This is a genomic window from Streptococcus equinus (assembly GCF_049393805.1).
GTDB lineage: Bacteria > Bacillota > Bacilli > Lactobacillales > Streptococcaceae > Streptococcus > Streptococcus equinus.
This window is the reverse complement of record NZ_CP185763.1, coordinates 1,698,360-1,724,229: the sequence shown is the minus strand read 5'-3', so window position 1 is coordinate 1,724,229 and position 25,870 is coordinate 1,698,360. Positions and strand designations below refer to the sequence as shown.

General features: G+C 37.7%; 24 protein-coding genes. 2 read left to right on the top strand and 22 right to left on the bottom strand.

Annotated elements, in window-relative coordinates:
• Positions 1-6: 6 nt before the first annotated feature.
• The 8 genes from ACN0NP_RS08555 to ACN0NP_RS08520 all read right to left on the bottom strand — a co-directional run bounded on the left by ACN0NP_RS08555 (position 7) and on the right by ACN0NP_RS08520 (position 7,352).
• Positions 7-978, bottom strand: coding sequence for an alpha/beta hydrolase (locus ACN0NP_RS08555; protein WP_423217167.1), 972 nt, complete (start codon positions 976-978; stop codon positions 7-9).
• Between the two features lie 166 nt (positions 979-1,144).
• On the bottom strand, positions 1,145-2,305 hold the full coding sequence (locus ACN0NP_RS08550) for an MFS transporter (RefSeq protein WP_423217166.1): 1,161 nt from the start codon (positions 2,303-2,305) through the stop codon (positions 1,145-1,147).
• A 144-nt stretch (positions 2,306-2,449) separates the two neighbouring features.
• Entirely contained in the window at positions 2,450-3,814 is a 1,365-nt protein-coding gene (locus tag ACN0NP_RS08545; RefSeq protein WP_423217165.1) for an MATE family efflux transporter, read from the bottom strand.
• Between the two features lie 133 nt (positions 3,815-3,947).
• Positions 3,948-4,448, bottom strand: coding sequence for a pyridoxamine 5'-phosphate oxidase family protein (locus ACN0NP_RS08540; protein ID WP_423217164.1), 501 nt, complete (start codon positions 4,446-4,448; stop codon positions 3,948-3,950).
• A gap of 80 nt (positions 4,449-4,528) precedes the next feature.
• Positions 4,529-4,876 (bottom strand): cyclophilin-like fold protein, encoded by a 348-nt coding sequence (locus ACN0NP_RS08535; RefSeq protein WP_039698338.1) that lies wholly within the window; start codon positions 4,874-4,876, stop codon positions 4,529-4,531.
• A 1-nt stretch (position 4,877) separates the two neighbouring features.
• On the bottom strand, positions 4,878-5,225 hold the full coding sequence (locus ACN0NP_RS08530; protein ID WP_423217163.1) for a cyclophilin-like fold protein: 348 nt from the start codon (positions 5,223-5,225) through the stop codon (positions 4,878-4,880).
• A gap of 105 nt (positions 5,226-5,330) precedes the next feature.
• Positions 5,331-6,500 carry a MalY/PatB family protein gene (locus tag ACN0NP_RS08525; protein ID WP_423217162.1) on the bottom strand — a complete coding sequence of 390 codons (1,170 nt, stop codon included), beginning with the start codon at positions 6,498-6,500 and terminating at the stop codon, positions 5,331-5,333.
• Between the two features lie 3 nt (positions 6,501-6,503).
• Entirely contained in the window at positions 6,504-7,352 is an 849-nt protein-coding gene (locus tag ACN0NP_RS08520; protein WP_074451099.1) for a DUF3737 family protein, read from the bottom strand.
• 183 nt (positions 7,353-7,535) lie between these two features.
• Between ACN0NP_RS08520 and ACN0NP_RS08515 the strand changes: the two genes are divergently transcribed.
• Positions 7,536-8,405: a LysR family transcriptional regulator gene (locus tag ACN0NP_RS08515; protein WP_423217161.1), complete on the top strand. Its 870-nt coding sequence runs from the start codon at positions 7,536-7,538 to the stop codon at positions 8,403-8,405.
• 124 nt (positions 8,406-8,529) lie between these two features.
• On the opposite strand, the gene ACN0NP_RS08510 is transcribed toward ACN0NP_RS08515, so the two are convergent.
• Entirely contained in the window at positions 8,530-9,519 is a 990-nt protein-coding gene (locus tag ACN0NP_RS08510) for a lipoate--protein ligase (protein WP_423217160.1), read from the bottom strand.
• A 70-nt stretch (positions 9,520-9,589) separates the two neighbouring features.
• On the bottom strand, positions 9,590-10,996 hold the full coding sequence (locus ACN0NP_RS08505) for a PLP-dependent aminotransferase family protein (RefSeq protein WP_423217159.1): 1,407 nt from the start codon (positions 10,994-10,996) through the stop codon (positions 9,590-9,592).
• 94 nt (positions 10,997-11,090) lie between these two features.
• On the opposite strand from ACN0NP_RS08505, the gene ACN0NP_RS08500 reads away from it, so the two are divergent.
• Positions 11,091-11,984 (top strand): DMT family transporter, encoded by an 894-nt coding sequence (locus ACN0NP_RS08500; protein WP_024344683.1) that lies wholly within the window; start codon positions 11,091-11,093, stop codon positions 11,982-11,984.
• A gap of 88 nt (positions 11,985-12,072) precedes the next feature.
• On the opposite strand, the gene lpdA is transcribed toward ACN0NP_RS08500, so the two are convergent.
• The 12 genes from lpdA to ACN0NP_RS08440 form a co-directional block, all read right to left on the bottom strand.
• Positions 12,073-13,803, bottom strand: coding sequence for a dihydrolipoyl dehydrogenase (gene lpdA, locus ACN0NP_RS08495; RefSeq protein WP_423217158.1), 1,731 nt, complete (start codon positions 13,801-13,803; stop codon positions 12,073-12,075).
• 27 nt (positions 13,804-13,830) lie between these two features.
• Complete coding sequence (locus tag ACN0NP_RS08490; protein WP_423217679.1) at positions 13,831-14,889, bottom strand: dihydrolipoamide acetyltransferase; 1,059 nt, start codon at positions 14,887-14,889, stop codon at positions 13,831-13,833.
• A 23-nt stretch (positions 14,890-14,912) separates the two neighbouring features.
• The gene (locus ACN0NP_RS08485) at positions 14,913-15,917 is read right to left on the bottom strand and encodes an alpha-ketoacid dehydrogenase subunit beta (protein ID WP_423217157.1); all 1,005 of its coding nucleotides are present in this window, start codon (positions 15,915-15,917) and stop codon (positions 14,913-14,915) included.
• 31 nt (positions 15,918-15,948) lie between these two features.
• Entirely contained in the window at positions 15,949-16,914 is a 966-nt protein-coding gene (locus tag ACN0NP_RS08480; protein ID WP_282644819.1) for a thiamine pyrophosphate-dependent dehydrogenase E1 component subunit alpha, read from the bottom strand.
• Positions 16,915-17,048: 134 nt separating this feature from the next.
• Positions 17,049-17,360 (bottom strand): DUF4176 domain-containing protein, encoded by a 312-nt coding sequence (locus ACN0NP_RS08475; RefSeq protein WP_423217156.1) that lies wholly within the window; start codon positions 17,358-17,360, stop codon positions 17,049-17,051.
• A complete protein-coding gene (locus tag ACN0NP_RS08470) occupies positions 17,353-18,129 on the bottom strand; it encodes a hypothetical protein (RefSeq protein ID WP_423217155.1) in 777 nt (258 codons plus the stop codon). The genes ACN0NP_RS08475 and ACN0NP_RS08470 overlap by 8 nt, the downstream gene beginning before the upstream one ends.
• Entirely contained in the window at positions 18,119-19,669 is a 1,551-nt protein-coding gene (locus ACN0NP_RS08465) for a T7SS effector LXG polymorphic toxin (protein ID WP_423217154.1), read from the bottom strand. Before ACN0NP_RS08465 ends, ACN0NP_RS08470 begins: the two co-directional genes overlap by 11 nt.
• Before the next feature lie 118 nt (positions 19,670-19,787).
• Entirely contained in the window at positions 19,788-20,228 is a 441-nt protein-coding gene (locus tag ACN0NP_RS08460; protein ID WP_423217153.1) for a cupin domain-containing protein, read from the bottom strand.
• 104 nt (positions 20,229-20,332) lie between these two features.
• Entirely contained in the window at positions 20,333-22,210 is a 1,878-nt protein-coding gene (locus ACN0NP_RS08455; protein ID WP_423217152.1) for an ABC transporter ATP-binding protein, read from the bottom strand.
• Positions 22,210-23,961: an ABC transporter ATP-binding protein gene (locus ACN0NP_RS08450; protein ID WP_423217151.1), complete on the bottom strand. Its 1,752-nt coding sequence runs from the start codon at positions 23,959-23,961 to the stop codon at positions 22,210-22,212. The genes ACN0NP_RS08455 and ACN0NP_RS08450 overlap by 1 nt, the downstream gene beginning before the upstream one ends.
• The gene (locus ACN0NP_RS08445) at positions 23,954-24,400 is read right to left on the bottom strand and encodes a MarR family winged helix-turn-helix transcriptional regulator (RefSeq protein ID WP_021142069.1); all 447 of its coding nucleotides are present in this window, start codon (positions 24,398-24,400) and stop codon (positions 23,954-23,956) included. Before ACN0NP_RS08445 ends, ACN0NP_RS08450 begins: the two co-directional genes overlap by 8 nt.
• A 225-nt stretch (positions 24,401-24,625) precedes the next feature.
• The gene (locus ACN0NP_RS08440; RefSeq protein ID WP_423217678.1) at positions 24,626-25,834 is read right to left on the bottom strand and encodes an MFS transporter; all 1,209 of its coding nucleotides are present in this window, start codon (positions 25,832-25,834) and stop codon (positions 24,626-24,628) included.
• Positions 25,835-25,870: the final 36 nt, after the last annotated feature.

Sequence of the window (25,870 nt, the reverse complement as noted above, 5' to 3'; positions counted from 1 at the left end):
ACTCAATTATAGATTTTCGTTGATGAATTTTTCAATGTCATCAAATGGGATGATATCTTTTTGGTCATAAAGGTCACAGTGACTTGCACCTGCGACAGAAATCATCTTCTTGTTATTACCTGTTAATTTTTCAAAGGCATCCTTACCCATGTAATATGAGTGAGCCTTGTCACCATGAACGACAAGTACTGCATTGCGGATTTCATCAGTGTAATGAAGGAAACGCGTATTTAGGAAACTTGTATTTGCTTGAACTGCCCAGCCATTATTAGAATTAAGGCTACGTGCATGATAACCACGCGGTTGTTTGTAATAAGCATAATAATCTTTGACAAATTGCGGTGCGTCGTCTGGAAGAGGGTCAACCACACCACCAGCTAGAGCGTAATCACCATTTTGATAATCTTTGGTACGTTGATTTGCAAGAGCTAGACGAGCTTGGTAACGTGCTTCTTCATTATCAGCTGAATCAAAATAACCATTTCCAGCAATTCGAGACATGTCATACATAGTTGAGGCTACTGTTACTTTGATACGTGGGTCAATCGCTGCTGCATTAAGGGCAATGCCTCCCCAACCACAAATACCGATGATACCAACTTTATCCGCATCAACATTTTCAAGCGTTGATAGATAATCAACAGCTGCTTGGAAATCTTCGGTATTAATGTCTGGAGATTGCATATAACGTGGAGTACCGCCTGATTCTCCTGTGTAAGACGGGTCAAAAGCAATTGTCAAGAAACCACGCTCTGCCATTTCTTGCGCATAAAGTCCTGAAGATTGTTCTTTCACCGCACCAAAAGGTCCTGACACAGCAAGTGCTGGTAATTTTCCTGAAGCATTCTTAGGAATATACATATCAGCAGCTAAAGTAATACCAAAGTGATTATGAAAAGTCACTTTTTTGTGGTCAACTTTGTCACTTTTTGGGAAAACTTTATCCCATTCTTGTACCAAATGTAATTGTTCAGTCATCTTATTCTCCTTTTCATGTGTGTTTATGATGTTACTTAAAGTGTAACACTAACCTAAAATAATTTAAAAAATTTATCGGCAAAAGCTTCTAAATCTTTCCCTAATAGTTACTCTACACCTTGAAGTCCGCTCTAAGTCAAGGTGATTTATCAAAATTTCAATAAAGTTATTTGTTTGAAAGCCACTTCTGTCGAATTTGAATTGTTAAGAAAGCAAATAGCAACATTATGATGCTTCCCCAGATACTAAACTGACTACCATTTCCAATGTCAATAAATTTACCTGTAAACGATGTCCCGACAGTCACACCAAGATTGGCAGCTGCTAAAAATAAGCCGTTAGCAAAATCCGGTGCATCTTCACCAACGCTATAAATCATATATTGATTCACATTTCCTGCAAGTCCACCAAACATTCCAAAAATGACAACTAAAATCATCATTGCTAGTGCTCGATTTCCAAAGAAAAACAGTAAAGCTAGATTAATAATTAGGACGAGCGGTAAACTAATCAATAATTGATGAGCATTTTTGTCTAAGAATTTTCCAGCCAGAGCATTACCGATAATATTAGCCAAGCCAATACTTAACAAAACCAAGGCAATTAGATTAACGTTGATTTGTGAGAAAGTCGCTAAGAAATCTGACATATAGGAATTAAAACCAAGCACAGCTCCATTCAATAAAATAACGCTTATAATAGAAATCCATATTGTTTTTCGTTTTAAAATGCTTAATTGTTGTCCATAAGACAAGCCACGTGTCACTGGCATCGATGGCACTAAAACTATGGTTCCGATAAAAACAAGTAAATTAATAACAGCAAAGAAAAGCATGGCTAAGCTGAGCGAGAATTGGCTAGCTAAAAAATTAGAAACTGGCACTCCAAGCAGCGTTCCAGCTGAAACTCCCATAAAAACTTGAGCAACTGCTTTTTGCGATTCATTTTCAGGAACAGATGTAGCTGCAACCGTCATTGCCATAGAAACATATACAGGATGAAAAATTGCTGGTAAAACACGCGCAATCAGTAAAACAGTAAAGTTTGGCGCAAAAATCGAAACGATAGTGCTCAAAGCAAAAGCACCGGTAGCCAAAAGCATAACAGACCTTCGGTTGACCTTTGAAAACAGTAGGGGCATGGTTGGTCCTGCGATAGCCACAACTAAAGCAAATCCACATACCAACAGACTGGCTGTAGTTAGGGAAATACCATAATGCTCAGAAATATGTGGCAAGATACCCGTTATCCCCATTTCTGTATTCAGAATCCCAAATACACCGATTGTTAACAGTAAAACCAATGAACGGTTTGAAGTTTTCTGCATTCGACACTTCCTTTCCTTAACTTCTACCATTATCATAACAAGGAATGCTGCCTATTACAAATACTTATATTTGATATATTCAATGCCTAAAAAGCATAGTTTTCCAATAAAAATTCCCCACCAAACTAGTGAGGAAATCTTTTCTTACACTAACTTATAATTTTTCCATGTCCCCTTATGGTAACGGATTTCATAAATAATTCCTTTAACAAACCAGTCTAGAAACATAGCCGCCCAAGTTCCTAGCATCCCCATACCAAGGTTAACAGAAAAAAAGTAGGCACATACTACACGAACTAAAAGCATAGAAGAAATACTGATGACCATTGGGAAATTCGCATCACCCGCACTACGAAAGACAACAGGTAAAACATAGCCAGAATTCCAAAAAAGGCTGACTAAAATCCCATGAGCAAGGACAATAATCCAAACATAGTGTGTTGCTTGTGCTGATAGATCATATAATTTCATTAACAAAGGCATTAAAGCTATAACAGCAGCTGAAAAACAAGCATTTGTAATATGGATGATTCGGCTAACTTTACGTTTGTAATATTCTGCTTGCACATAATCTCCAGCACCAACACATTTTGAAATAATGACTGCTAAGCCCAATACGATTGAAATACCCGGCAATCCTTGAAACATGATAATGGTTCCACCAACCGAATTTGCAGCGATGGCAGCTGTACCAAAAAGTGACACAAAAGATAAGACAATCAAACGTCCAAGGAAAAACATACCATTTTCAAAACCAAATGGTAGTCCAATACTAAGAACCTTCTTAATCATTTTCCAGTCAACTTTTTCTTTCAAAAAATTTCCTAAAGTCAATTCAGACGTTAGATGATAGGCAAACCAAAGCACTAAAATCATTGCGCCAACACGTGAAAAGAGAATCGGTACAGCTACTCCTTCAACACCCCATCCAAGGCCATAAATCAGACTAATCCCCATTAAAATATTCAATCCATTCATGACTAGCATAATATTCATCGGCAAGCGTGATTTATTTAAGGTTCTAAAAATCGCTGCACCCGAATTATAAAGAGCAATAAACGGTGTTGATAAAGCAACAATATTAAAGTAGCGATCTGCTTGCGAATGAACCTCAGGTGTAATCGTTCCAAATAAATGACTTAAGATAAATGGCTTAATCGCAAAAATCAAAATAGTGATCATTAAGCTAAAATACAATGTGAATTTGACCAACTGATTGACAGCTTTATTAGCATTTTTACTATCACGGTCACCTAAGTATTGACCTGCAACAATGCCACCACCCGTTGCAAATGCGGCAAAAATACTGATAAAGAGCGCCATAAGAAATTCAACCAAGGATACTCCTGACACTGCTGCTTCACCAACTCTTGAAACCAAAATCGAGGCAATTAAGCCCACCAGATATTCCAAACCTTGTTCAATAATCAAAGGAATGAACAATTTTGCTAAATCACGATTGCTAAAAAAATACGTGTTTTGCTGTGTTGCGACTACGTCACTTTCCATAATTTCCTCCTCTTTTTAATATCACCTATACTTTATACCTTGGAGCTCACTCTAGGTCAAGAGTATTTTTTAATTTTCTACCTTTATTAACCCAAAAAAGCTGGACACTTTTTGTCTCAGCCTTGTTTTTCTATTATTTTTTAGGCATCATTGTCTTAGCTTTGGCGGAATATTGGTCAATCACAATCTTAATCACGCCGACTGGTTTTGTCATTTTTTCAGTGAATTCAAATGTTTTGCCAGCTTGGTGCTGCATGAGTAGATTAAGGGCGTAGGCTTTTTGCTCTGAATCTTCGAGAAACTCTGCTTTTCCACGTCCGATAAACGAACTAAAGAAAGCACCGTATTTACAAGGCACGTCATAGTCGTAATCAGGCACCACTTCTCCCTCAATCTGAACACAAACATTGGGATTTTGGTGGATTAAATCAATTTTATGCCCTTGTCTCGCACCGTGTGTGTAAAAAATAAACTGGTCAGTTTCTTCACGGTACTCATAACCATAATGCAAAGGGACAACGTAAGGAAATTCCTCATCAAAAAGCCCTAAATGCAAAATCATATTTTTCTCAACAATAGCTTTGATTTCTGTCAAGTCAGTCACTTCACGGTCACGACGTCTCATTTTTGTCATAGGTTGCCACCCCATCATTTCTTTTTTTCAAACATTATAGCAAAAATAAGCAGTAATTTCTCGAAGCGGTCAAGACTATCCTACTTTTCCTCAAAAACAACAGTAACGTTTTTTCCAGCCATGGCTTTGCTAAAGTTGGTCGTGTCTTTGATATGCCCTAGATAAGTGTATTTAAAACAAGTCTTGCAATCATCATAGAAAAAGGTCAGTTCATTCGTCTGGCAGAGCAATAAGTCACCTGTTTTAATCGAGCATGAGCATTGTTCTTTGCGTGGCAAGTGGTCAGCTAATAAATAAAATTTTTCATTGCCATTAACATCAGCCATATCAAGCTCAAGTGGTAAAAGTTTGGCAAATGCTTTCGCGCTAGCATTATTTTCCAAAATCAACTCAAAGCTTTCGCCAGCAATCGTTACAAGAAATGCCATACTAATTCTCCTCTTCGAATGTCACTGTAACATTACCGTGTCCGAGACTGTCTGTAAGCCCGCTACTATCCACTAATTTTCCTAAATCAGTGTAGAAATAGCTCGATGAAAAATCGTCATAAAACAAGACCAAACCGTTACCAGCCCACAATTTCAAATCACCTGAATGGATTTTTCCAGCTCGGTGGTTATTTGAAGTGAAGTCTCTATCTAGCACAGCATATTTTTCATTGCCGTTGACATCGCTCATCTTTAACGTCAAAGGAAGACTGTCTCGAAACTCACGCGCGGCAGTCGAATCATTTAAAAGAAGTTTAAACGTTTTATTATTTACACTTACTTTAATCATTTTTTCACCTGAAACCTTTTTATGTATGTGATTTTGCTGACTTGGCTGGCAAGCTGATAAAAGCACAGCCATCACAATGAACAAAATCCTTAGATATTTTTTCATTTACTGCTCGCTATATTTTCTAACTGCTTTTTTAAAACGCTCCACACCATCAATTAATAGCTCAAGCGGGCAAGCATAGTTCCATCTGATAAATGACTTCCCGTTGCCACCAAAAATCTCACCGCTTGATAAGATTAAGCCTGTTTCGTGGCGGATAAAGTCACATAAGTCTGTTGTATCTTGTGAAATAGCAGAGCAGTCAAGCCAGGCAAGGTAAGTCGCCTTTGCCTCAACGATTTTAATTTCATGGAAAGTCTCACTCACTTGCTCAATTAGATAGGCGCGGTTAGTTGCCAAATAGCGATTCAATTCATCTAACCATTCTTCAGAGTCATTGAAAGCTGCTTCTGTCGCTTGAATAGCAAATGAATTTGGTTCTGCCACTTCGTCTGTATTGATGCCACGATTGACTTGCTTGCGAAGGGTTTCATTTGGCACAGAAATCACTGATGTTTGCAGACCTGCGATATTAAAAGCTTTTGACGGTGCCATACAAGTCATACTGATATTTGAAATAGCCTCTGATACTGATGCAAAAGGCGTATACTTGCTACCTGGATGTGTCAAATCACAATGCACTTCGTCTGATAAGATAAGAACATCATGTTTTAGACAAAGTTGACCAATTTTTTCGAGCTCAGCTTTTGTCCAAACATAACCTGTTGGATTGTGTGGATTGCAAAAAATCATCAAAGTCGTCTCATCTTGCGCCAGCTTATTTTCCAAATCCTCATAATCGATACTGTACTTTCCATCCTCATACAGCATGCGACTCTCTAAAACTTCACGACCGTTGTTCAAGATAGAATTGTAAAAAATGTTATAGACTGGCGTGATGAGCAAGACTTTGTCATTTTCTTTCGTCATCTTGCGGACAATTGATGAAATCGCCGGAACAGCACCTGTACAAAACATCAGCCACTCTTTTTTAAGCGTGAAACCATGTCGACGCTCCCACCATGAAATATAAGACTCAAAAAATGAATCCGGCACGGTATTGTAACCAAGAGCACCCTGATTTAAACGTGTCTGAATAGCACATTTAATTTCTGGAGCTGTGTCAAAATCCATGTCTGCAACCCACATCGGGAGTTCATCCTCACCAACATCCCATTTATAGGAATTCACTTTACGACGATTGACAATTTTATCAAAATGATATTTTTTCACGTATCACACAGCCTCTCTCAAGCTAATCTTAGTTTTATTGCTATCAATGTTAGGGTCATCAAAAATAATCTCACCGATATTGTCAGCTACAATTGAACCCGAAATTGGATTTTTAACGCTGATAATGTCTGACTTAATGTCTGCTTGCAAATCCTCAACGTACTCAAAGACCAAATCTGAATGGATTAATTTACAATTATCGAGCGTAACATGCTTCATATAACAAAGCCCCTGATTACTTTCAATCGTACAATTGATAAAAGTAATGTCTTCGGTATTCCATGCAAGGTATTCGCCAACGATTGTCGAATCACGTACAACCACATGCTTACAATTCCAAAAAGCATCTTTGGATAGCAAAGTACTATTTGAGACTTCCACATTTTCAGCACCATCAAAGCAATAATTACCAGTAATAGTCACATTTTCAAGCTTAACATTCTTACTATTCATGCCAAAATAGTCACCAGTCACATTAACATTTGTTAATCTAACCTCTTCACATGACCACAAACTTTCTAGGGCATTTGGCATTTGAACATTTTCTAGAACAATAGCTGAGCTGCGACGGAAAGTCTTGGGAGCTTGAATGACACTATTTTTGATTTTAATATCATGCGTATACCAGATTCCAGAACGTGCAGTATCAAGTAGCTGAACATTTTCAGCTGTAACATGTTTTGAGTACCAAAGCGGGTATTTCCAACGGAAAATATCATTTTCTAAAATGATATTGCGGCTTTCTTTTAAAGGTGATTCGCCGTCCGCAAAAACTGATTGAGTGATTTTTGTATTTTCTGCTTTAAAACAAGCACGCTCACCAGTCAATAATTCTTGATTAATAATTTTCATTTTTATCCCTCCATTTTCAAAGTCCTTCTAGGACCGAAACGTCACTTAGTCTACACCTTGTAGTCGACTCCAAGTCAAGGATTTTTATTTTTTAATTTACAAAAATACTCTAACACGCTACAATAAACATAGCAAATACTTATATTACATACTTAATATAGTTAAAATGCATAGGAGAAAAACATGGATATTCGCGTCCTCAATTATTTTGTAACCATTGTCCAAACGAAAAGTATTTCAAATGCGGCAAACACCTTACACGTGACACAACCGACACTATCACGCCAAATCAAAGATTTGGAAGAAGAACTTGATACTGTACTTTTTCACCGTGGCAGCCGAGAAATTCAATTGACAGATGATGGGCAATACCTCTACAATCGTGCCATCGAAATTCTTGCTTTAGTCGAAAAAACAGAAAATAATATTCGAAAATCAGAAGAGATTTCTGGAGAAATTTACATCGGCGCTGCTGAAACTCACTCACTTGATATTGTCGCAACTGTCATCAAAAAAATGACAGACCAGTACCCTGAGATTCGTATTCACATTCGTAGCGGAAACGCTGATGACATTTTGGAACATTTGAATAAAGGAGTCTACGATTTAGGCATCACAATCGGTGATTTTGACAATCGAAAATACAATGCGCTTACTTTTAAAAATCGTGACCAATGGGGAGTCTTGGTCCCCAAAAATCATCCGTTGACTAAGTTTGATAAAGTTGAATTAGCAGATATCTTGTCCTATCCACTAATCACTTCTGCTCAAACCAATAATGACCTCCGAGAGCTAGCTGGACTTGGCGACTATCACATCGTTGCAACCTATAATCTTCTCTACAACGCGTCACTTCTAGTCAAAGCTGGACTTGGTATTGCGATTTGTCTCGGTGATATTATCAACACTGCCTACACTGATTCTGAACTAAAATTTATTCCATTTGCGACTCAAAAAAACGATTCACTTCAGATTCTCTGGAAAAAGCAAAGTACCCAATCACCAAGTACCAAACTCTTTCTTAAGCTGATGCAAGAAGAAACCGAAAAATAACATTTTGTAGCATATAAAAGTAAATTTAACATATGACGGTATAACTTAGAATTTATCAACACCAAAAAACATAATTTTTACAGAACTATAAAACCCAGCTAGTAATTGCTAGCTGGGTCTTTTGTCATTCCACGATTGCTTCCGCGATTTCTTGTGGGGCTATATTAGTGAAATATTTAGTGGTGTCAATTGTTTGGAGTTTTTTTAGAACGTCAAGATAGTCGTATCGAAGTCCGATTAAGGATTGTTCGACCTCAGCCACGTCATTGATACCAAAAAAATCTCCATAAATTTTAATTCCTTTGATAACTGATTTTTCAATATTGGCGTATGTTGTAATTTTTCCTGCTGGATAACGAACTGAACGCTTAATAGTATATTCTGGTGATTGTCCGTAAGTCCAATCCCAAGTGGCAAATTGGTTATCGGCTAGATTTTGAATGTTTTCTAAATCAGCTTCAGAAAGAACATACTCCGTCATGTCAGGGTATTGTTCTTTTATTTTGTTAAGTAATTGGTCTGAAAATGCTTCAACAGTCATTTTTTCTGACAATTCATCTAAGATATTTGTCACACGCGCACGCACTGATTTAACACCTTTTGATTCAATTTTATCCTTTGAAACTTGCAGAGCATTTTCAAGCACCGTCATATCAACATCAAACAATAGACAGCCGTGATGCATCATCCTTCCTTTGAAATAAGCTTGCGCATTGCCACAAAACTTCTTGCCATCAATTTCAATGTCATTACGACCAGTAAAAGTCGCTGTCACCCCTAAATCAGCTAAGGTTTCAATGACAGGTCTTGAAAAGGTCTTAAAATCAAAGGTACCTTCTTGTGATTTATTAGAAATAATCGTGTAATTCAAATTATTGAGGTCATGGTAAACCGCACCGCCACCTGACAAGCGACGGACTACATGAATGCCATGCTCATCTGTATAAGCTTTGTTAATCTCTTCGATAGCATTTTGGTGTTTGCCAATGATAATCGCAGGCTCATTAATCCAAAGAATGAAAAGCTCATCTTCAGCTAACAATTCACGAAAAGCGTAAGCTTCTAACGCAATATTGTAGGCAGGATTATGAGACTTATTGACGATATACTTCATATGAAAGCTCCTTCATTTTCATTAGGCTTAGTATATCAGAATCCTACCCCACCGTCTCTTAATATGCTCACTACTTCTCCCATGCCTTTCTAAGGCGACTAACGCAGTCCGGAATATCTTCCAAATCAATTTTACTAAAACCTAGAAAAAGACTTTCCTGAGGGCAGGCTGCTTTTTCTTGCCAAAATTGCATGGTGTCATAAACTCGGACACCTTCTTTTTCAGCTTTTTTAATCAACTCATCCTGCTGCATCCCATTTGATAAGTGCAACAAAAAATACTGACCACTAACGTTTGAAGACAACTCTATCGGTGTTTTAAATTTTTGGAATTCCTGTTTAAATGCTTCATAACGTTTCTTAAAAACATGATTCATCTTACGAACCAAGCGGTCATAATCACCACTTGATAAGATATTAGCAAGCGCGATTTGGTTCAAAAGATTAACGGTACTATTATAAAGTTTCCCTTTTTCTAAGAATTTTTCCGTAAACTGTTCTGGCAAAACCATGTAGCCCATACGAAAAGATGGCGATAATATCTTTGAAAAAGTCCCCAAGTAAATCACACGATCAAGGTAGTCAATCGATTTAAGAGCTGGAATTGGTCTTTGATAATAGCGGAGCTCACTATCATAATCATCCTCGATAATGAAAGAATTTCTTTCTTTTGCAAACGTTAAAAGCTCTTGACGCCTTGATATGGGCATAATCATCCCCAGTGGAAATTGATGCGACGGTGTTGTGTAAATCATTTTGATTGCGGCATTTTTGTCAACCTTTGTCAAATCAAGCCCTTTGTCATCGACCTCAGCTGTCATAATTTTATAATGGTTTTTCTTAAAAGTTGCACGCGCTTTAGGATAACTTGGGTCTTCCATCAAAACACTTTCTTGCGTATTTCCTAAAAACTGGCAAAGATAGTCTAACGACTGCTGAAGACCACTCGTGATAATAATCTGGCTCGGGTGGCACCTAACCCCACGAATACGTTCCAAATAACGACTAATCTCTTTTCTGAGTTTATATTCGCCTTGAAACGGCTGAAGTGTCGACAACTTCTCAGCATCATCCAACTCATCAAGCGCATTTAAGTAATGTTTTTTCCACACTTTTTTGGGAAATAAATTGCTGGTATGGCTACTATTTGTCAAATCATAAATAATCTCTTCATCAGAAACACAGTCCTCATTCGTCGGAACTTGCTCGCTAAATTTTTTCTCTGATTTAAACGATTTTGGTAATTTCAAAACATAAAAGCCTGCATTTTGACGGCTTTCAATATATCCTTCCAAGGTCAATTGCACATAAGCTCTATCAACAGTATTTCGACTGACCTCAAGCATTTTAGCAAGCGTTCTTGTCCCTAAAAGTTTCTCATCAGGTGATAAATAGCCCTGCAAAATATCTGCCTTGATTTGCTGGTAAATCTGCTGGTACAGTGGGCTAGCACCTGCGGTTCTATCTAAATGAATCATTTCCCCTCCAAAGTGGCACCTAAAAATTTTTAAATACTGGTACTTTTTATTATACCACTTATCCTTTAAAATTTTACACGAGGTGAAAAAATACATGAATAACAACCGCTGTAACTCAGCAAAATACATCTTTCTAATCTTTTTAGCAATCTGTTTTTTGGCAACAGGTGGTATTTTTGTAAAACTCAGCCCATTGCCACCAATCAACACTGGCTTTTACCGAGTTTTATTTTCTATCCCAATGTTACTGCCTTTTATCAAGAAATCAGATTTGCAATCACTCAGCTATAAACAAGTTGTCACTATCGTTTTAGCAGGCGCTTTTCTAGCAGGGGATTTGACTTTTTGGAACAGTTCTTTTTCTTACACAACTGTGGCAAATTCAAATTTGCTCGTTAATCTAACACCATTTACGGTGATTCCAGTCAGTTATTTTCTGTTCAAAGAAAAAATGACACCAAAATTTCTTTTAGGTGGACTTGTTACTTTACTAGGCGTTTTTGTCCTTATGGCAAATAAAGTCACTGTGTCACCTGAAAGACTTCTTGGCGATTCAATGAGCTTAGGTGCTTCAGTCTTTTACGCGATGTTCATGATTACCGTTTACAAGCTACGTGATACGGTCAAATCAAATGTTATCATGTTCCTCAGTGCTTTTGGAACATTGCTCGTATTGGCTGCTGTTATCTTCTTTACAGAAGGTTTTTACGTGCCTAAAAACTTTGAAGAACTCTGGCCACTTTTGGCACTAGCTCTTGTGTCACAAATTTTAGGACAAGGACTGCTCGCTTATTGCCTAGGAAAAGTCAATGCTAGTCTGTCATCATTAATCACTCTATCACAACCCGTCGTTGCAGCTCTTTACGCTTGGGTCATTTTCCAAGAACATTTAAACCTGCAATCTATTATCGCTATTATCATCACGTTGACAGGCGTTTACCTCGCTAAAACACAAACTTCAAACAAACTCGTTGAAGAGGAAATCTAAATAGTTTAGAGTCATAAAAGAGTATGAGAATTCTATCTCATACTCTTTTTGATTTATGCTAACTTGCTAAATCATAGCGCAAATCAATCTATCTCTTTGGCATGTTATGGATGGCTTCACCAATGGTATCTAGGAAGGCTTCATACATGTTTTCAGAAAAGGTCGGGTGTCCATGGATGGCTTGGACAACATCATCAACGGTCAATTCATTTTCCATAATCGTTGCCGCTTCGTTAATGAGCTCAGCTGCTGATGGTCCAATAATATGCACCCCAAGAATTTCATGGTACTTGCTGTCAGCAATGACTTTAACAAAACCTTGTGCTTCATTAGAGGCAAGAGCTCGTCCATTACCAGCAAAGCTAGACTTTCCAATCAAAATATCACCATATTGTTCACGCGCAGCCTCTTCTGTCATTCCAACCATGGCAACTTCTGGGTGAGTATAAACCGCTGCTGGAGTATATGTGAGATTGGCTTTGCGATGATTACCACGTAGAGCATTTTCAGCAGCCACTTCTCCCATACGATAAGCAGCGTGTGCTAGCATTTTTTGACCATTGACATCACCAGGGGCATAAATACCAGAGATTGACGTTTCTTGATAAGCATCAACTTTGATGCGATTGCCTTCCATGTCAAGGTTGAGATTTTCAAGACCTTGCAGTTGTGGAACTCGTCCAATCGATAGCAGAGCTTTGTCTGATTGGATTTTCTCGCCATTTGTCAGCGTCAACTCAAGCTTATTGTTTTTCTCAATAATTTCTGACACTCCAACATTTGTTTTAATAGTCATCCCCTTTTTGGTCAGAATTTTTTGCAATTCCTGTGAGATTTCCTTGTCCATTGCTGGAATAATGCGGTCTGACATTTCAATAACGGTCACATCAACGCCGTAAGACGACCAAACCAAGCCAAGTTCAACTCCAACAACACCACCACCAATGACAGCTAATGATTTCGGTACTTCTCGCAAATCAAGGATATCATCAGAGGTCAGAACAAGTGGAGAATCAATACCTGGAATATTAATGCGTGATACTTTTGAACCTGTTGCCAAAATGATACTATGTCCTTTAATCACTTGCGATCCAATCACAACTGTCTTGTCTGGATTGACTTTGGCTAGTCCTTCAAAGATAGTTACTTTATTGGCTTTCAAAAGGCTACGAACACCACTTGTCAGTGTTTTGACAACAGAATTTTTAAACGCAACTGTCTTATCCATATCAATACTGTAGCTAGTTGAGGCTAGATTGATACCACGACCAGCGGCGATTTTTAACCCATCAAGGATTTCAGCATTTTTAAGATAAGTTTTGGTTGGAATACAGCCAACATTTAGGCAGGTACCGCCAAACTCTGATTTTTCAACGATTGCAATTTTTCCTCCAAGTTGGGCACCACGGATAGCTGCATAATAGCCTGCAGGACCTCCACCAACCACAATCATGTCATACTCATCAGCTGCAAGCGGAACTTTTTGTTCAAAAGTCGCCTCAGCCGCCACTTCCTTAGGTACTTCCAATCCTGCTGCAGTTAAGTCTGCTGTGGCTTGTTCAATTTTCTCGACCACCTCACCTTCAGCACCGAGGTAGCCAATGATTTCCGTGACTGGGACAACCTCACCAGCCTCGTGAAGAATTTTCAAAAGTACTCCAGAGTCTTCGGCTTCGATTTCCATATTTGTCTTGTCAGACATAATTTCAAGCAAAATATCGCCTTCTTGAACAGAATCGCCCTCCACTTTTTTCCATTCAATGATTTCGCCTTCTTGCATGTCAACGCCAAGCTTTGGCATGATAATTTCTATTGCCATAAATTACCTTTCTTTTCAGTTCATTAGCTAAATTAATAATTCCAGCGGATTTTCAAGAAGTGCTTTTAAATCCAGCATGAATTTTGCACCATTCATTCCGTCAACCAAGCGGTGGTCAATGGTCAAACTCATTCCCATAATTGGTCGAATAACCACTTCACCCTCATGAGCAACAGGTGTATCAATGGTCGCTGAAATGCCGAGAATCGCCGAATTTGGTTGATTTATAATTGGATTAAATGACTTGGTTCCAAACATTCCAAGATTTGTTATGGTGAAAGTTGAGCCAGACATGTCTGCTGATTTCAATTTGCCAGCTTGTGCTTTTTCAATAACATTTTTTGAAGCTACCACAAAGTCTGACAAGCTCATCTGTTCAGCGCCATGAATCACAGGAACCACTAATCCTTCAGAAAGTCCAACAGCAATTCCAAGATTGACAAAATGATGCACTTCAATTTCCTGAGCATCATTAACCAAAGAAGCATTAAGAAAACGGTGTTCCTCCTTCATCAAGGTCTTAATCACAGCAAGCCCTATCAAGTCAGTGAAAGTGACCTTGTAGCCTGTCTTTTCCTTAATTGGTTCAACAAGTTGCTTTCGAAGAGCAATCAAATTCGTCATATCAATATCATAATTAAGCGTAAAAGTTGGCGCCGTAAAATATGATTGACTCATTCCTTTTGAAATGGCTTTACGCATGGCAGACATTTTAACAATCTCAACTCCGTCACTGGCAAGTGATGTATCTGACACAGCTACAGGTTGATGTGACACTTGGCTGCCCTTGCCCTCTTTTTGAGCAACAGTTTCACCTAGACTTGCTAAAACATCTTCCTTAGTAATCTTGCCAGAAACACCTGTTCCAACTATCTTTTCAAGTTCAACACCTCTGTCCTTAGCAATTCTACGAGCTAGAGGCGTCACACAAATCTTGCTAAATTGTTCGACATCTTCCTTGTGAATTCGTCCATTTTCGCCACTACCACTGATTTTTTCTAAATTAATATCGCGCTCACGTGCCATCTTTCTAGCAGCTGGTGTGGCACGAACTTTTCCAATTTCAGATGCCTTTGGCATAATCATTTCATTTACCACAGAGACTCCTTTCAAGATTTACGACCGTTACGTGCCATCTGATAAATGGCTGCTTTAATCTTAGCAACATCTGGCAAAATACCTTCTTCCAAAACACGTGCGTATGGTACTGGCACATCTTCGCTTGCCAAACGTACAATCGGATAATCAAGGTAATCAAAAGCTTCACTTTCTGTAACCAGCGCAGCTATTTCTCCAATAAAACCACCTGTCTTATAAGCGTCATTAACCAGCATGAGCTTTCCAGTTTTTTTAACAGAATTGATAATCAACTCCTTATCAAGTGGAATAAGCGTCCGCGGATCAACGACTTCAACGTTAATACCGTCAGCTGCCACTTCATCTGCTGCTTGAAGGACACGTTCCAGCATGCGACCATAAGAAACAATGGTCAAATCATTTCCTTCACGCTTAATCTCACCCTTTCCAAGTGGCAAATAAAAATCAGAATCCAAACTGACTTCTTCTTTCTTGCCATAAAGCGCCTTTGGCTCCATGAAAATTACGATATTATTATCTCGAATAGCTGATTTTAGAAGTCCTTTAGCATCATTAGCATTTCCTGGTGCAACAACCTTGATGCCAGGAATATGAGTCAACCAAGCTTCCAGAGACTGTGAGTGTTGCGCTGCAGAACCAATCCCAGAACCCGATGCCACCCTGAAGGTCACTGGCGTTTTCAAACCACCACCAAACATGTAATTATTTTTAGCGCCGTTATTAACAATGGCATCAAGCGCAATAGTGATGAAATCCATAAAGGTCACATCAACAATCGGACGAAGACCAGTTATCGCAGCACCTATAGCACTTCCTGCAATTGCCGCTTCTGAAATTGGGGTATCCTTGACTCGTTCAGGACCAAACTCCTCAAACATGCCGACAGACGTGCCGAAGTCACCACCGTAGATGCCAACATCTTCACCCATCAAAAAAATCGTCTCATCTTTTCGCATTTCCTCTGTCATTGCAAGATTGATTGCTTCACGAAATGCCATTTGTTTTGTTTCAGTCATTGTCTTTCTCCTCTTTGTGATTGAAAGGCACTTAATCTACCCAGATATCTTCAAACGCTACTGACAAATCTGGTTCAGGACTATTTTGTGCAAATGCATAAGCATCATCGATTTCTTTAACTACTTGCGTATCGATTGCATCCAATTCGTCATGGCTTGCTAAATGATTTTCAGTCAAGTACGTGCGAAATTTAACAAGCGGGTCTTTTTTCTTCCAGTCATTAACTTCCTCTTTGCTTCGATATTTGCCTGCGTCAGCTGTCGAATGCCCAAACCAACGGTAGGATTCCACCTCAACAATGGCTGGACCATTTCCAGAACGCACATGTTCAACCGCTTTACCCATTGTCTCATAAACTGCTAGGACATCATTACCATCTTCACAGTAAAACCCAGGAATACCATAAGCTTCAGCTCGTGTGTAAAGATGCGGCGTGTTGGTCGCTCTCCTAATATCCATAGAAATACCATAACGGTTATTGATAATAAAGAAAATAACAGGTAATCTCCAAGTGGCTGCTAGGTTTACTGATTCATGAAAAGAGCCTTCGTTGGTTGCACCGTCACCAGAAAAAGCAACAACAATATTATTCGTCTTTTTATACTGTTGTGTCAAGGCAGCACCAACAGCAAGTGCATAGCCACCACCAACAATACCATTCGTACCATAATTGCCTTTTTCAAAATCTGCCAAATGCATGGAACCACCACGACCTTTTGACACTCCAGTCACCTTGCCAGCAAGCTCAGCCATCATCTTATTCAAATCCATATCCTTAGCAATGCACTGCCCATGCCCACGATGATTTGAAAAAATAATATCATCATAAGTCAAGTGTGCCATTGCCCCAACACTTGCCGCTTCTTCTCCAACTGAAAAGTGCGTCATGCCTTGGACAAAGCCACGTCGAACTAACTTATTAATGCGCATATCAAACTCACGAATACGCTGCATTTTGAGATACATATCTATATATTGTTCTAGAGACAAATTCATCACATTGCCCTCCAAATATCTTTTTCTTAGTCCATTCATCATATGATATTATGTCTCAAATCACAAATTATTTAACCGTTATTTGCAAACGTTTTAACAAATCAAACTAAAAAAGGCGCCAAATGCGCCTTTTACTACTTATTGAAATTGTCAACAGTAAATTTAGGATACTGAATTTTTGTAACTAGCTCATCATAATTAGCGATTAATTGCTGAAACGATACGTCAATATAACCTAAAAAAAGAATTTCTTCAATATCTTCTTTATTAAAAAAGACCAAGTCCTGACTAACTACTCCCAAAGGTAATGGCACAGCACCAAAATCAAAATAACCTTTTTGACCATCTTTTTCTGTGACTGGAAAAAGCGTACTAATCATTAAATTTTGTGAGCCACCATTCACACGAACAACAGTCCCAATAGGTAAATGTTCTCTCTCATTCATTTTCTAACTCCTCTAAATATTTCTTAGACTCTCGGACATAAAAAAGTTCAGGATTTTCGTCTGCAATTTTTTTAAATTTTTCTTTTGCAGCAGATTTATCATTAGCATTTAACAAATTAAGAGCTTGATAATAACTTCTACTAATCAGCATTAATCTAGTATGAGGTTCATACTCAAAAGCATAATCACTTACATTGCCTTTTAGAATATCCAAGATAAATTCTGAACTCTCTTTATATTCTTTGGAAAGCTTATCTAATAATAATTCTGCATTTTCAAATTGTGATAAACTACAATAGTTTAAAAACTCATAATACAATTGATTTTCTTTAATTCTATCACTAGTTGATGAAAACATCTCACTACTTTTTATTTGATTTAAAAGTTGCAATGATTCTTCAAATTTTCCTCGAAGAAAAGCAACTTGCGCCTTATTTAAAATACAATAGTAATTAAATTTTTTTCTTTGACTTACAGGAATATGTGAATAAGCATAATTAAAATAGTCTGTAATTTTTTGTAAATCAATTTTTTCATATAACATCAAATATGCAGACTTTCTTATCAGATTATTGATGAAAATCCCGAAAAATGATAAAACAATAATTACTAACAATAATATTATTATCATGCTGTCTTTCTGTTCTTGAAAAAGTTTATAAATACACCATAAAATTGGTATCATCAGCAAGAAAAAGTTGAGTTTTGGTAAATAAAAAATTAATTCTATCCTTTGTTTAGATACCCAATTTTGAAAATTATTCTTCATGCTTCTCCTCCTCATGGTTGATAATTATCCCAATTCCTAGTGCACCTCCAGCTAAACTTCCAACCACAAGTCCACCCAGTCCAAACGTTGATACAGCAAATGCTCCAACAGCTACTGTTGCAACTAGCGTCGTACCAAATTCTAAACTTTTGATTGCTTCACGTTTCATTATTTTTCCTGCAGTCTCAAAATCTCCTGATTTTACCCAATAATCATACCCAGTCAGATGTGGTCCCCCACCATCTCTCAGGTATTGGCCTTGTTCGAAAGTGACTTTTTCTTTTAGGGTCGCTACATCGTTTGTGGCTTGTTGTGGCAATGCGAAATTCGACTGGTTACTTGTATAAGCTGCTAATGCGCCATTAATATACTTAACACCATACGTTGTTTTTGATTTATCATTTCCGATGCTTCCTGATATGCCGCTAATCCCCTTAGCATTAGCACTAACATCATATGATGGATGACCTTCTAAAGCAGAACCAGAAACTGGTAAATTTAGTTCAACTTTTTTAGTCAAAGTGGTATTTCCAGATGTCACACTATCCAATCCTGATTGACTAAAAGTAAAGGCAACTTTTCCTTTGTTGGAAACTGACGTTTCAAAAGTATATTTTGCGTAACCAAATAGATTATCATATAAGAGAATTTCTTTATTTTCCTTAATCCCTACACCAATACTTTCTAAGTCTTTTTCACTCAGACCACCTGGTTTAGATAAGGTTTTATTAATCTTAGCACCTTTTTTCCAAGTTAGGGCAATTGGCATAGCTGCCGCAAGTGCCATCGCACCTGATAAATTCATGTACCCACTATATTTTGACGTTTGAAGTTCCTTAGCTAGGTCACTTTGAAGTTTTAACTTTCTAGCCTTACCGCTAACAACAAGCTTAGTTTCTTTAACTTCTGTTTTGAAAGCTGTTTTCTTGTAGAAATCCTTAGCTTTCTTGCTAGTATATGAACTACTTCCTAGGTTAGATAAGCTTCCAATTTGTGTATTTTGTTCGTCTAGGATGTCGCCTGCTTCACTGGTGAAGACGGTATTATTGAAAGTTCCCATGTCCTTGATGGTGTTAGTTAGGACTTTCTTGGCGCCTCTAAATTCTGAAATGGCATCATCCGTTGTCACTTTAGTTAGTGTGACAATGTCTGCGACATCGTCAATTGCCTTATTAATCGCGTCGGAGCTTGCCTTTAATTGCTCTAGCGGTGAGTCGAACTTGTCCACCATTTGTTGCAAGACATCTGTGTCAATAATGGCAGAGTCGCTATTTTCACTCACAATACTCTTAAAAGTACTGATAAGGTTATCATAACCTTGTGAGATGACACCCAAACTGTTCACATAGTTAGTTAACAAAGGCACTTGGTAATTAGTGATTTTATTATCAATCGCATCTTTAACGTCACCTTTTAGAGCCTCTGAATTAGCTGCGCTTTTTAGCTTGCAACTAGCACTTTCCAACTGACTTTTAGCGCTACTAATGGAACTGGCAAGGCTCTCCTTTTGCGACAAGACCTCGCTCATCTTAATCTTCATAAATCTCTCCCAATGTAATCGTTTTTTCTAAGTATTATAGCATAAAATAAGCAGACTTTCAGATATTCTTAAATATGAAAATCAATAAAAGTATATTAATTCCTACATTAGCATAATTTTACTTCTCCCCCAATATTTCCCTTACCAATTTTTCGCAATCGACTTTGTCATGTTTTATTTTGTCAGATTGGTCGCTACCAGTCGGTACAAATCGGAAAACAATAAACTCTGTTTCTTCTTTGTCATCACCAATGATTCTGTGTATAGATTGTTTGACACGCAGAACTTCACCACAATTCGCAGTGTAGGTCCTTACAGCATTGTCTTCCAAAACTTGAATAGTTACATTTCCTTTTGTTGGTACAATAATTTCCTCGATAGCTTGATGCTTATGCCAATCTTGAATGGTATTTGCAGGTAAAACATTTTGATGAATTTCAAATTCGGGATATAAGAAATAATTCACCTTAGTTCCATTATCTTTTTCAACCGAATAGCCTCTGAAAGTTGCCGAATGTCGATAGATTTCGCCATGATAACCCTCCTTTATTTTGAACAAAGTGTATCACGACAATTTAACAATTTCAAATAAAATATATACCTAAAACAAAAAACAACCCTTGAAAAACAGCCGTGCTATTTTCCAAAGATTGTTTAAATCTATTATTCACTAATGGCATTACCTGTATAAAGTTGGTAATAACGTCCTTTTTGCGCAATCAACTCGTCGTGGTTACCACGTTCGATGATGCGTCCTTGTTCAAGAACCATGATACAATCAGCATTACGAACAGTCGACAAGCGGTGAGCGATAACAAATGTTGTACGACCTTTCATAAGAGCATCCATACCTTCTTGCACATGAACTTCAGTACGCGTATCGATTGATGACGTTGCTTCATCCAAAATCAAAGCAGGTGGATTTGCTACAGCTGCACGCGCAATCGCAAGTAATTGACGTTGTCCTTGAGAGAGATTACTTCCGTCACCTGTCAAAATAGTATCATAACCTTCAGGTAAACGTTTAATGAAATCATGTGCATTAGCTAACTTAGCCGCAGCAATACATTCGTCATCAGTCGCATTCAAACGTCCGTAACGGATGTTATCCATAACAGTTCCTGTAAAGAGGTGTGTATCTTGCAATACAATTCCTAAACTGCGACGAAGGTCAGCTTTTTTGATTTTACGAATGTTAATACCATCGTAATGAATCTTACCTTCTTGGATATCGTAGAAACGGTTAATCAAGTTTGTAATGGTTGTTTTACCCGCACCAGTTGAGCCGACAAAAGCGATTTTTTGACCAGGTTCCGCAAACAAATTAATGTCATGTAAAACCATCTTATCATCGTTATAACCAAAAGTTACATCTGTGAAAGTTACACGACCTTCTTGTTTATGATAAGTCACTGTACCATCTTCGTGGGGATGTTTCCAAGCCCAAGTACCAGTTGATTCTTCCACTTCTTGCAGATTTCCAGCAGCATCTTCTTTTGCATTAACCAATTCAACGTAACCTTCATCCAATTCAGATTCTGCATCTAGCAGTTGGAAGACACGGTCAGCACCTGCCATCGCCATAACAACAGAGTTGATTTGTTGGCTGATTTGAGTAATCGGATTAGTAAAACCACGGTTTAATGCTAGGAAAGAAACCAAAGTCCCCAAAGTCAAGCCAGCATAACCATTAAGAGCAAGAACTGCTCCAAGCATGGCGCAAAGAACATATGAAAAGTGACCGATATTAGCAGAGACTGGCATCAAGATATTCGCAAAGATGTTGGCATTTGTAGCAGATTCACGAAGTTCTTGGTTAAGTTTTCGGAAATCTTCCTTAGCACGCTCTTCGTGGTTGAAAACTTTAACGACTTTCTGACCATCCATCATTTCCTCAATGAACCCATTGACACGACCGAGATCATTTTGTTGGTCATGGAAATATTTTGATGATTGCGCAGCGATTTTACGAGCCACGTAAAGTAGAATAACAACCATAAATAGTGACAAAACTGATAATGGCACGTTCAAAACAAGCATGCTGACAAATGTTGTCACGATAGAAAAAGTTGAATTCACCACTTGCGGAATACTTTGACTAATCAACTGACGAAGGGTATCAACGTCGTTAGTGTAGATTGACATGATATCACCGTGGGCGTGTGTATCAAAGTACTTAATTGGCAAACTCTCCATGTGTGTGAACAAATCAACACGAATACGACGCATTGTCCCTTGTCCAACATAAACCATAAGACGGTTAAAAGTATAAGTACTTGCTACCCCGATAATCCCAATAATAATCAATTGGAAAATAGCGTGTGCCAATCCTGAAAAATCAGGATTCTTAGCTGCTAAAAGAGGGGTAATATAACTATCAATCAAGGTTTGCATAAACAAACTAAAACGAACCATACAAAGGGCAGAGATTAAAATCAAAACAAATACTGCCATAAATCGCCACTTATAGTTTTTGAAAACATAAGCCAAAACACGTTTTAGCGTTGCCTGTTTATTCACTTGAGTTTTAGATTGAGACATTAGTTATTACCTCCTTCCTCATCAAAATCACCGCTACCTTGTTGTTGAACATCATTGATTTCACGATAGATAGCATTTGTTTTAAGTAATTCATCATGGCTAGCGAAGCCTGAGATTTTACCATCATCAAGAACCAAAATCTTATCAGCATGTTGCACACTTGAGATACGTTGCGCAATGATAATTTTTGTTGTTCCTGGGATAGTTTCTTCAAATGACTTACGAATATTGGCATCTGTTGCTGTATCAACGGCACTTGTTGAATCATCAAGAATCAAAACTTTTGGTTTTTTAAGCAATGCGCGAGCGATACATAGACGTTGTTTTTGACCACCAGAAACGTTGCTTCCGCCTTGCTCAATCCAAGTATTGTATTTGTCAGGGAAACGCTCGATGAATTCATCAGCGCAAGCTTGACGACAAGCTTCGATACATTCTTCGTCAGTCGCATTTTCATTACCCCAACGAAGGTTGTCTAAAATAGTACCTGAGAAAAGGACATTTTTTTGAAGAACAACCGCAACTTGGTCACGAAGAACTTCCAAATCATATTCACGAACATCATGTCCACCAACTTTAATTGACCCAGCGTCAACATCATAAAGGCGAGAAATCAAGTTAGCAAATGATGTTTTCCCTGAACCTGTACCACCGATAACACCGATAATTTCACCTGACTTGATGCTCAAATCAATATCAGAAAGCACTTCTTCGCCACCGCCATGTTTGTATGAAAAATGCACGTGGTCAAAATTGATTTCTCCATTTGGAACTTCCATTAATGGATTTTCAGGATTAACAATATCAGCTTTTTCATTCAAAACTTCAGCGATACGTTCTGCACTGGCAGTACTCATTGAAACCATAACCATAATCATTGATAGCATCATGAGTGACATCATCATGGCAAAGATATAAGACATCAAAGAAGTCAATTCACCTGTTGTAAGTGTTCCGCCAACGATAAACTGTGCCCCAAACCATGACAAGCAAATGATACATCCGAAAATGATTGTCATCATAACTGGAACGTTAAAAATGATGATTTTTTCAGCTTTAACAAAAAGATTATAAATGTTTTCAGCTGCTTTCGTGAATTTTTTGTTTTCGTATTTTTCACGTACAAAAGCTTTGACAACTCGGATAGCTGAAATATTTTCTTGAACACTAGCATTCAAATCATCGTATTTACGAAAGACATAATTAAAAGTAGACATCGCCTTACGCATGATAAATAAAAGAGAAGCTCCAAGAATCAAGACAGCAGCAAGGAAAATCGAACTCAAACGATGATCAACTACAAAACACATAATCATGCTGACAATGATTGTAAGAGGTGCACGCACAACCACACGAATAATCATCTGATAAGCATTTTGCACGTTTGTAACGTCTGTTGTCATACGAGTGACAAGACCAGCTGTGCTGTATTTATCAATATTTGAAAAAGCAAAGGTTTGAATATTATCATACATACCTTCACGCAAATTAGCGGCGAAACCTGCAGATGCTTGCGCAGCAAATTTACCAGCTAAAAAACCAGTCGTCAAGCCACATGTGGCAAGGATTAACATTAAAATACCATATTTCATGGCAACAGCTAGATTTCCAGCTTGAACCCCTTGGTCAATCAATTTAGCAATGACAAAAGGGACTGACATATCGAAGAAAACTTCTAAAGCCGCACACAAAGGAGCAAGCAAAGACGGTGTCTTGTACTCCTTAACTTGAGCTAAAAGAGTTTTAATCATTCTTGTCACCTCTTTCTACAACATTATAATAAGCTCTTTCAAGCAAAGAATGAAATGTTTCTTTTTCATTATCAAAAAAGCCACTAATGATATCATCTTCTGATTCTTTCAAGTGGTCACACACCAGAATAATCACTTCAAGCCCCTTGTCAGTAATATGAACCTTCTTGATGCGCTTATCCTTTTCATCCTGAACAGAATTGACTAAATCCTTTTGCTCTAAACGTGAGATAATCCCAACCATCGTTGGTTGTGAAACTTCAAACGCCTTCTCAAGCTCCTTATAAGTACAGCATGCCTTGGTATCCTTCAAATAAAGCAAAACCCAAGACTGCATAATAGTGATGTTATAAGGTTTTAGAAAGTTATTCATATTTTGTTCCAAACGATGCGCAATCCGCTTAACCAACCAACCATATGGAGCATTTTTAGGATTCATAGTAACCTCCAACAATAAAAAAGCAATTTCAAAAAATGCCACTCCAAACCAGCAGGCACTCTTTAAGATTTGCTAAACATTTCATTTTATTTCCAACACTATTATAAAACTTTAAAGGCGAAAGTCAATAGCCTGCTATTGATTTTTTAAAACAAAAAAATGATATGCAAACTTATCCAAAATTAGCATATTGCCAATCCCAGACAGCTGCATACCATTAAAGAGTTACCCTTCTTTTTCGTGAGATAGTTTCAATCGTTTGTTGCTATAACATAATCCTACCATGGCTAATAGAAAAACAGCTAAGCCAATAATGATAAAACTATAAGCCGAAATACTACTTCTTATCAAAGTCATCACTAAAGTTCCTAATGGCATAAATAGAATCGCTAAAGTATAAATACTTGAAATCACTCGTCCCATATACTCATTAGCGACACGACTTTGAACTTGACTAAAGAAATGAATATTAAAGATAGTTTCAAAAAGACTGTAAAACAACACTCCAGAAAAGCTCAAAAAAATAGGCAAACCTGTTAAGGGTGAAATAGCCAAAACAGTTATTCCTAGCCCGCTAAACCCTAATGCCCATAATAATGCTGATATCGTATTAGGAACTCTTTTGGACACTATCGCACCGAAAATAGAACCAACTGCCGATAAACTAAGGAGTGTCGCATAAGCACTCGACATTTTAAAAATACTAGAACTAAAAGGCAATAAATAAGTCAGCATTGCCAAGAAAAGATTTACCGTTGTAGCCATTATCAAAAGAAAAAATATCTCTTTTTGAGCAACAATATATAAAAATCCTTCCCAAATATCTTTAAGAATCTCTCTAAATGTTAAATTCTGTCTGATTTCGTGTCCAACATAGTCAACATACCTAATCATCAGCAGACAAAGAAAAGAAATCCCAAAAGTCAAACTATCCACAATTAAAGTCCAACGAATCCCAAAATAATGGTAAATAAGAAATCCTAATAGAGGTGAACTCACCTTAATGATTTGAACAGAGGTTTCTAAATACGAATTATAACTAACAAGCTTCTCTTTTTTGACAACCTCAGGAACATAAGCTCGATAAGCTGGGTTAGAAAAAGCATTCGATACAGCAAGCAGCATATTTGCCAGAATCAAACCGTATAACATCAAGCGATTACTAGGAATAAATGCCAAGATTACACACAGCAAAGCACAAAGCCCATCAGTCCAGAGCAAAATCTTGCGACGCCTAAACCTATCTGCAATTGCTCCACCAAATGGATTAAGGATAATAGCAATCACAACTTCGACAATTTGGTAAATTCCCAACATCTTTTGTCCGAAACTGCCCATGGACGCAATCCAACTGCTATTCCCATAATCATATAAAACATCTCCAAGTTTGTTAACTGCCCTACTTGCTAAAAGTTTTAAACTGTTTTTCTCCACTTTCATCCCCCTTAAATCTTTTCCATTATTATAAAT

Bases quoted from the DNA above. Each gene is read 5' to 3' on its own strand.
- ACN0NP_RS08475 (WP_423217156.1), bottom strand. From the start codon at position 17,360: ATGAATGAGAGAGAACATTTACCTATTGGGACTGTTGTTCGTGTGAAT.
- ACN0NP_RS08555 (WP_423217167.1), bottom strand. From the start codon at position 978: ATGACTGAACAATTACATTTGGTACAAGAATGGGATAAAGTTTTCCCA.
- ACN0NP_RS08455 (WP_423217152.1), bottom strand. From the start codon at position 22,210: ATGTCTCAATCTAAAACTCAAGTGAATAAACAGGCAACGCTAAAACGT.
- ACN0NP_RS08480 (WP_282644819.1), bottom strand. From the start codon at position 16,914: ATGAATTTGTCTCTAGAACAATATATAGATATGTATCTCAAAATGCAG.
- ACN0NP_RS08530 (WP_423217163.1), bottom strand. From the start codon at position 5,225: ATGATTAAAGTAAGTGTAAATAATAAAACGTTTAAACTTCTTTTAAAT.
- ACN0NP_RS08490 (WP_423217679.1), bottom strand. From the start codon at position 14,889: ATGATTATGCCAAAGGCATCTGAAATTGGAAAAGTTCGTGCCACACCA.
- ACN0NP_RS08545 (WP_423217165.1), bottom strand. From the start codon at position 3,814: ATGGAAAGTGACGTAGTCGCAACACAGCAAAACACGTATTTTTTTAGC.
- ACN0NP_RS08450 (WP_423217151.1), bottom strand. From the start codon at position 23,961: ATGATTAAAACTCTTTTAGCTCAAGTTAAGGAGTACAAGACACCGTCT.
- ACN0NP_RS08445 (WP_021142069.1), bottom strand. From the start codon at position 24,400: ATGAATCCTAAAAATGCTCCATATGGTTGGTTGGTTAAGCGGATTGCG.
- ACN0NP_RS08505 (WP_423217159.1), bottom strand. From the start codon at position 10,996: ATGATTCATTTAGATAGAACCGCAGGTGCTAGCCCACTGTACCAGCAG.
- ACN0NP_RS08515 (WP_423217161.1), top strand. From the start codon at position 7,536: ATGGATATTCGCGTCCTCAATTATTTTGTAACCATTGTCCAAACGAAA.
- ACN0NP_RS08535 (WP_039698338.1), bottom strand. From the start codon at position 4,876: ATGGCATTTCTTGTAACGATTGCTGGCGAAAGCTTTGAGTTGATTTTG.
- ACN0NP_RS08510 (WP_423217160.1), bottom strand. From the start codon at position 9,519: ATGAAGTATATCGTCAATAAGTCTCATAATCCTGCCTACAATATTGCG.
- ACN0NP_RS08465 (WP_423217154.1), bottom strand. From the start codon at position 19,669: ATGAAGATTAAGATGAGCGAGGTCTTGTCGCAAAAGGAGAGCCTTGCC.
- ACN0NP_RS08485 (WP_423217157.1), bottom strand. From the start codon at position 15,917: ATGACTGAAACAAAACAAATGGCATTTCGTGAAGCAATCAATCTTGCA.
- ACN0NP_RS08540 (WP_423217164.1), bottom strand. From the start codon at position 4,448: ATGACAAAAATGAGACGTCGTGACCGTGAAGTGACTGACTTGACAGAA.
- ACN0NP_RS08550 (WP_423217166.1), bottom strand. From the start codon at position 2,305: ATGCAGAAAACTTCAAACCGTTCATTGGTTTTACTGTTAACAATCGGT.
- lpdA (WP_423217158.1), bottom strand. From the start codon at position 13,803: ATGGCAATAGAAATTATCATGCCAAAGCTTGGCGTTGACATGCAAGAA.
- ACN0NP_RS08500 (WP_024344683.1), top strand. From the start codon at position 11,091: ATGAATAACAACCGCTGTAACTCAGCAAAATACATCTTTCTAATCTTT.
- ACN0NP_RS08470 (WP_423217155.1), bottom strand. From the start codon at position 18,129: ATGAAGAATAATTTTCAAAATTGGGTATCTAAACAAAGGATAGAATTA.
- ACN0NP_RS08520 (WP_074451099.1), bottom strand. From the start codon at position 7,352: ATGAAAATTATTAATCAAGAATTATTGACTGGTGAGCGTGCTTGTTTT.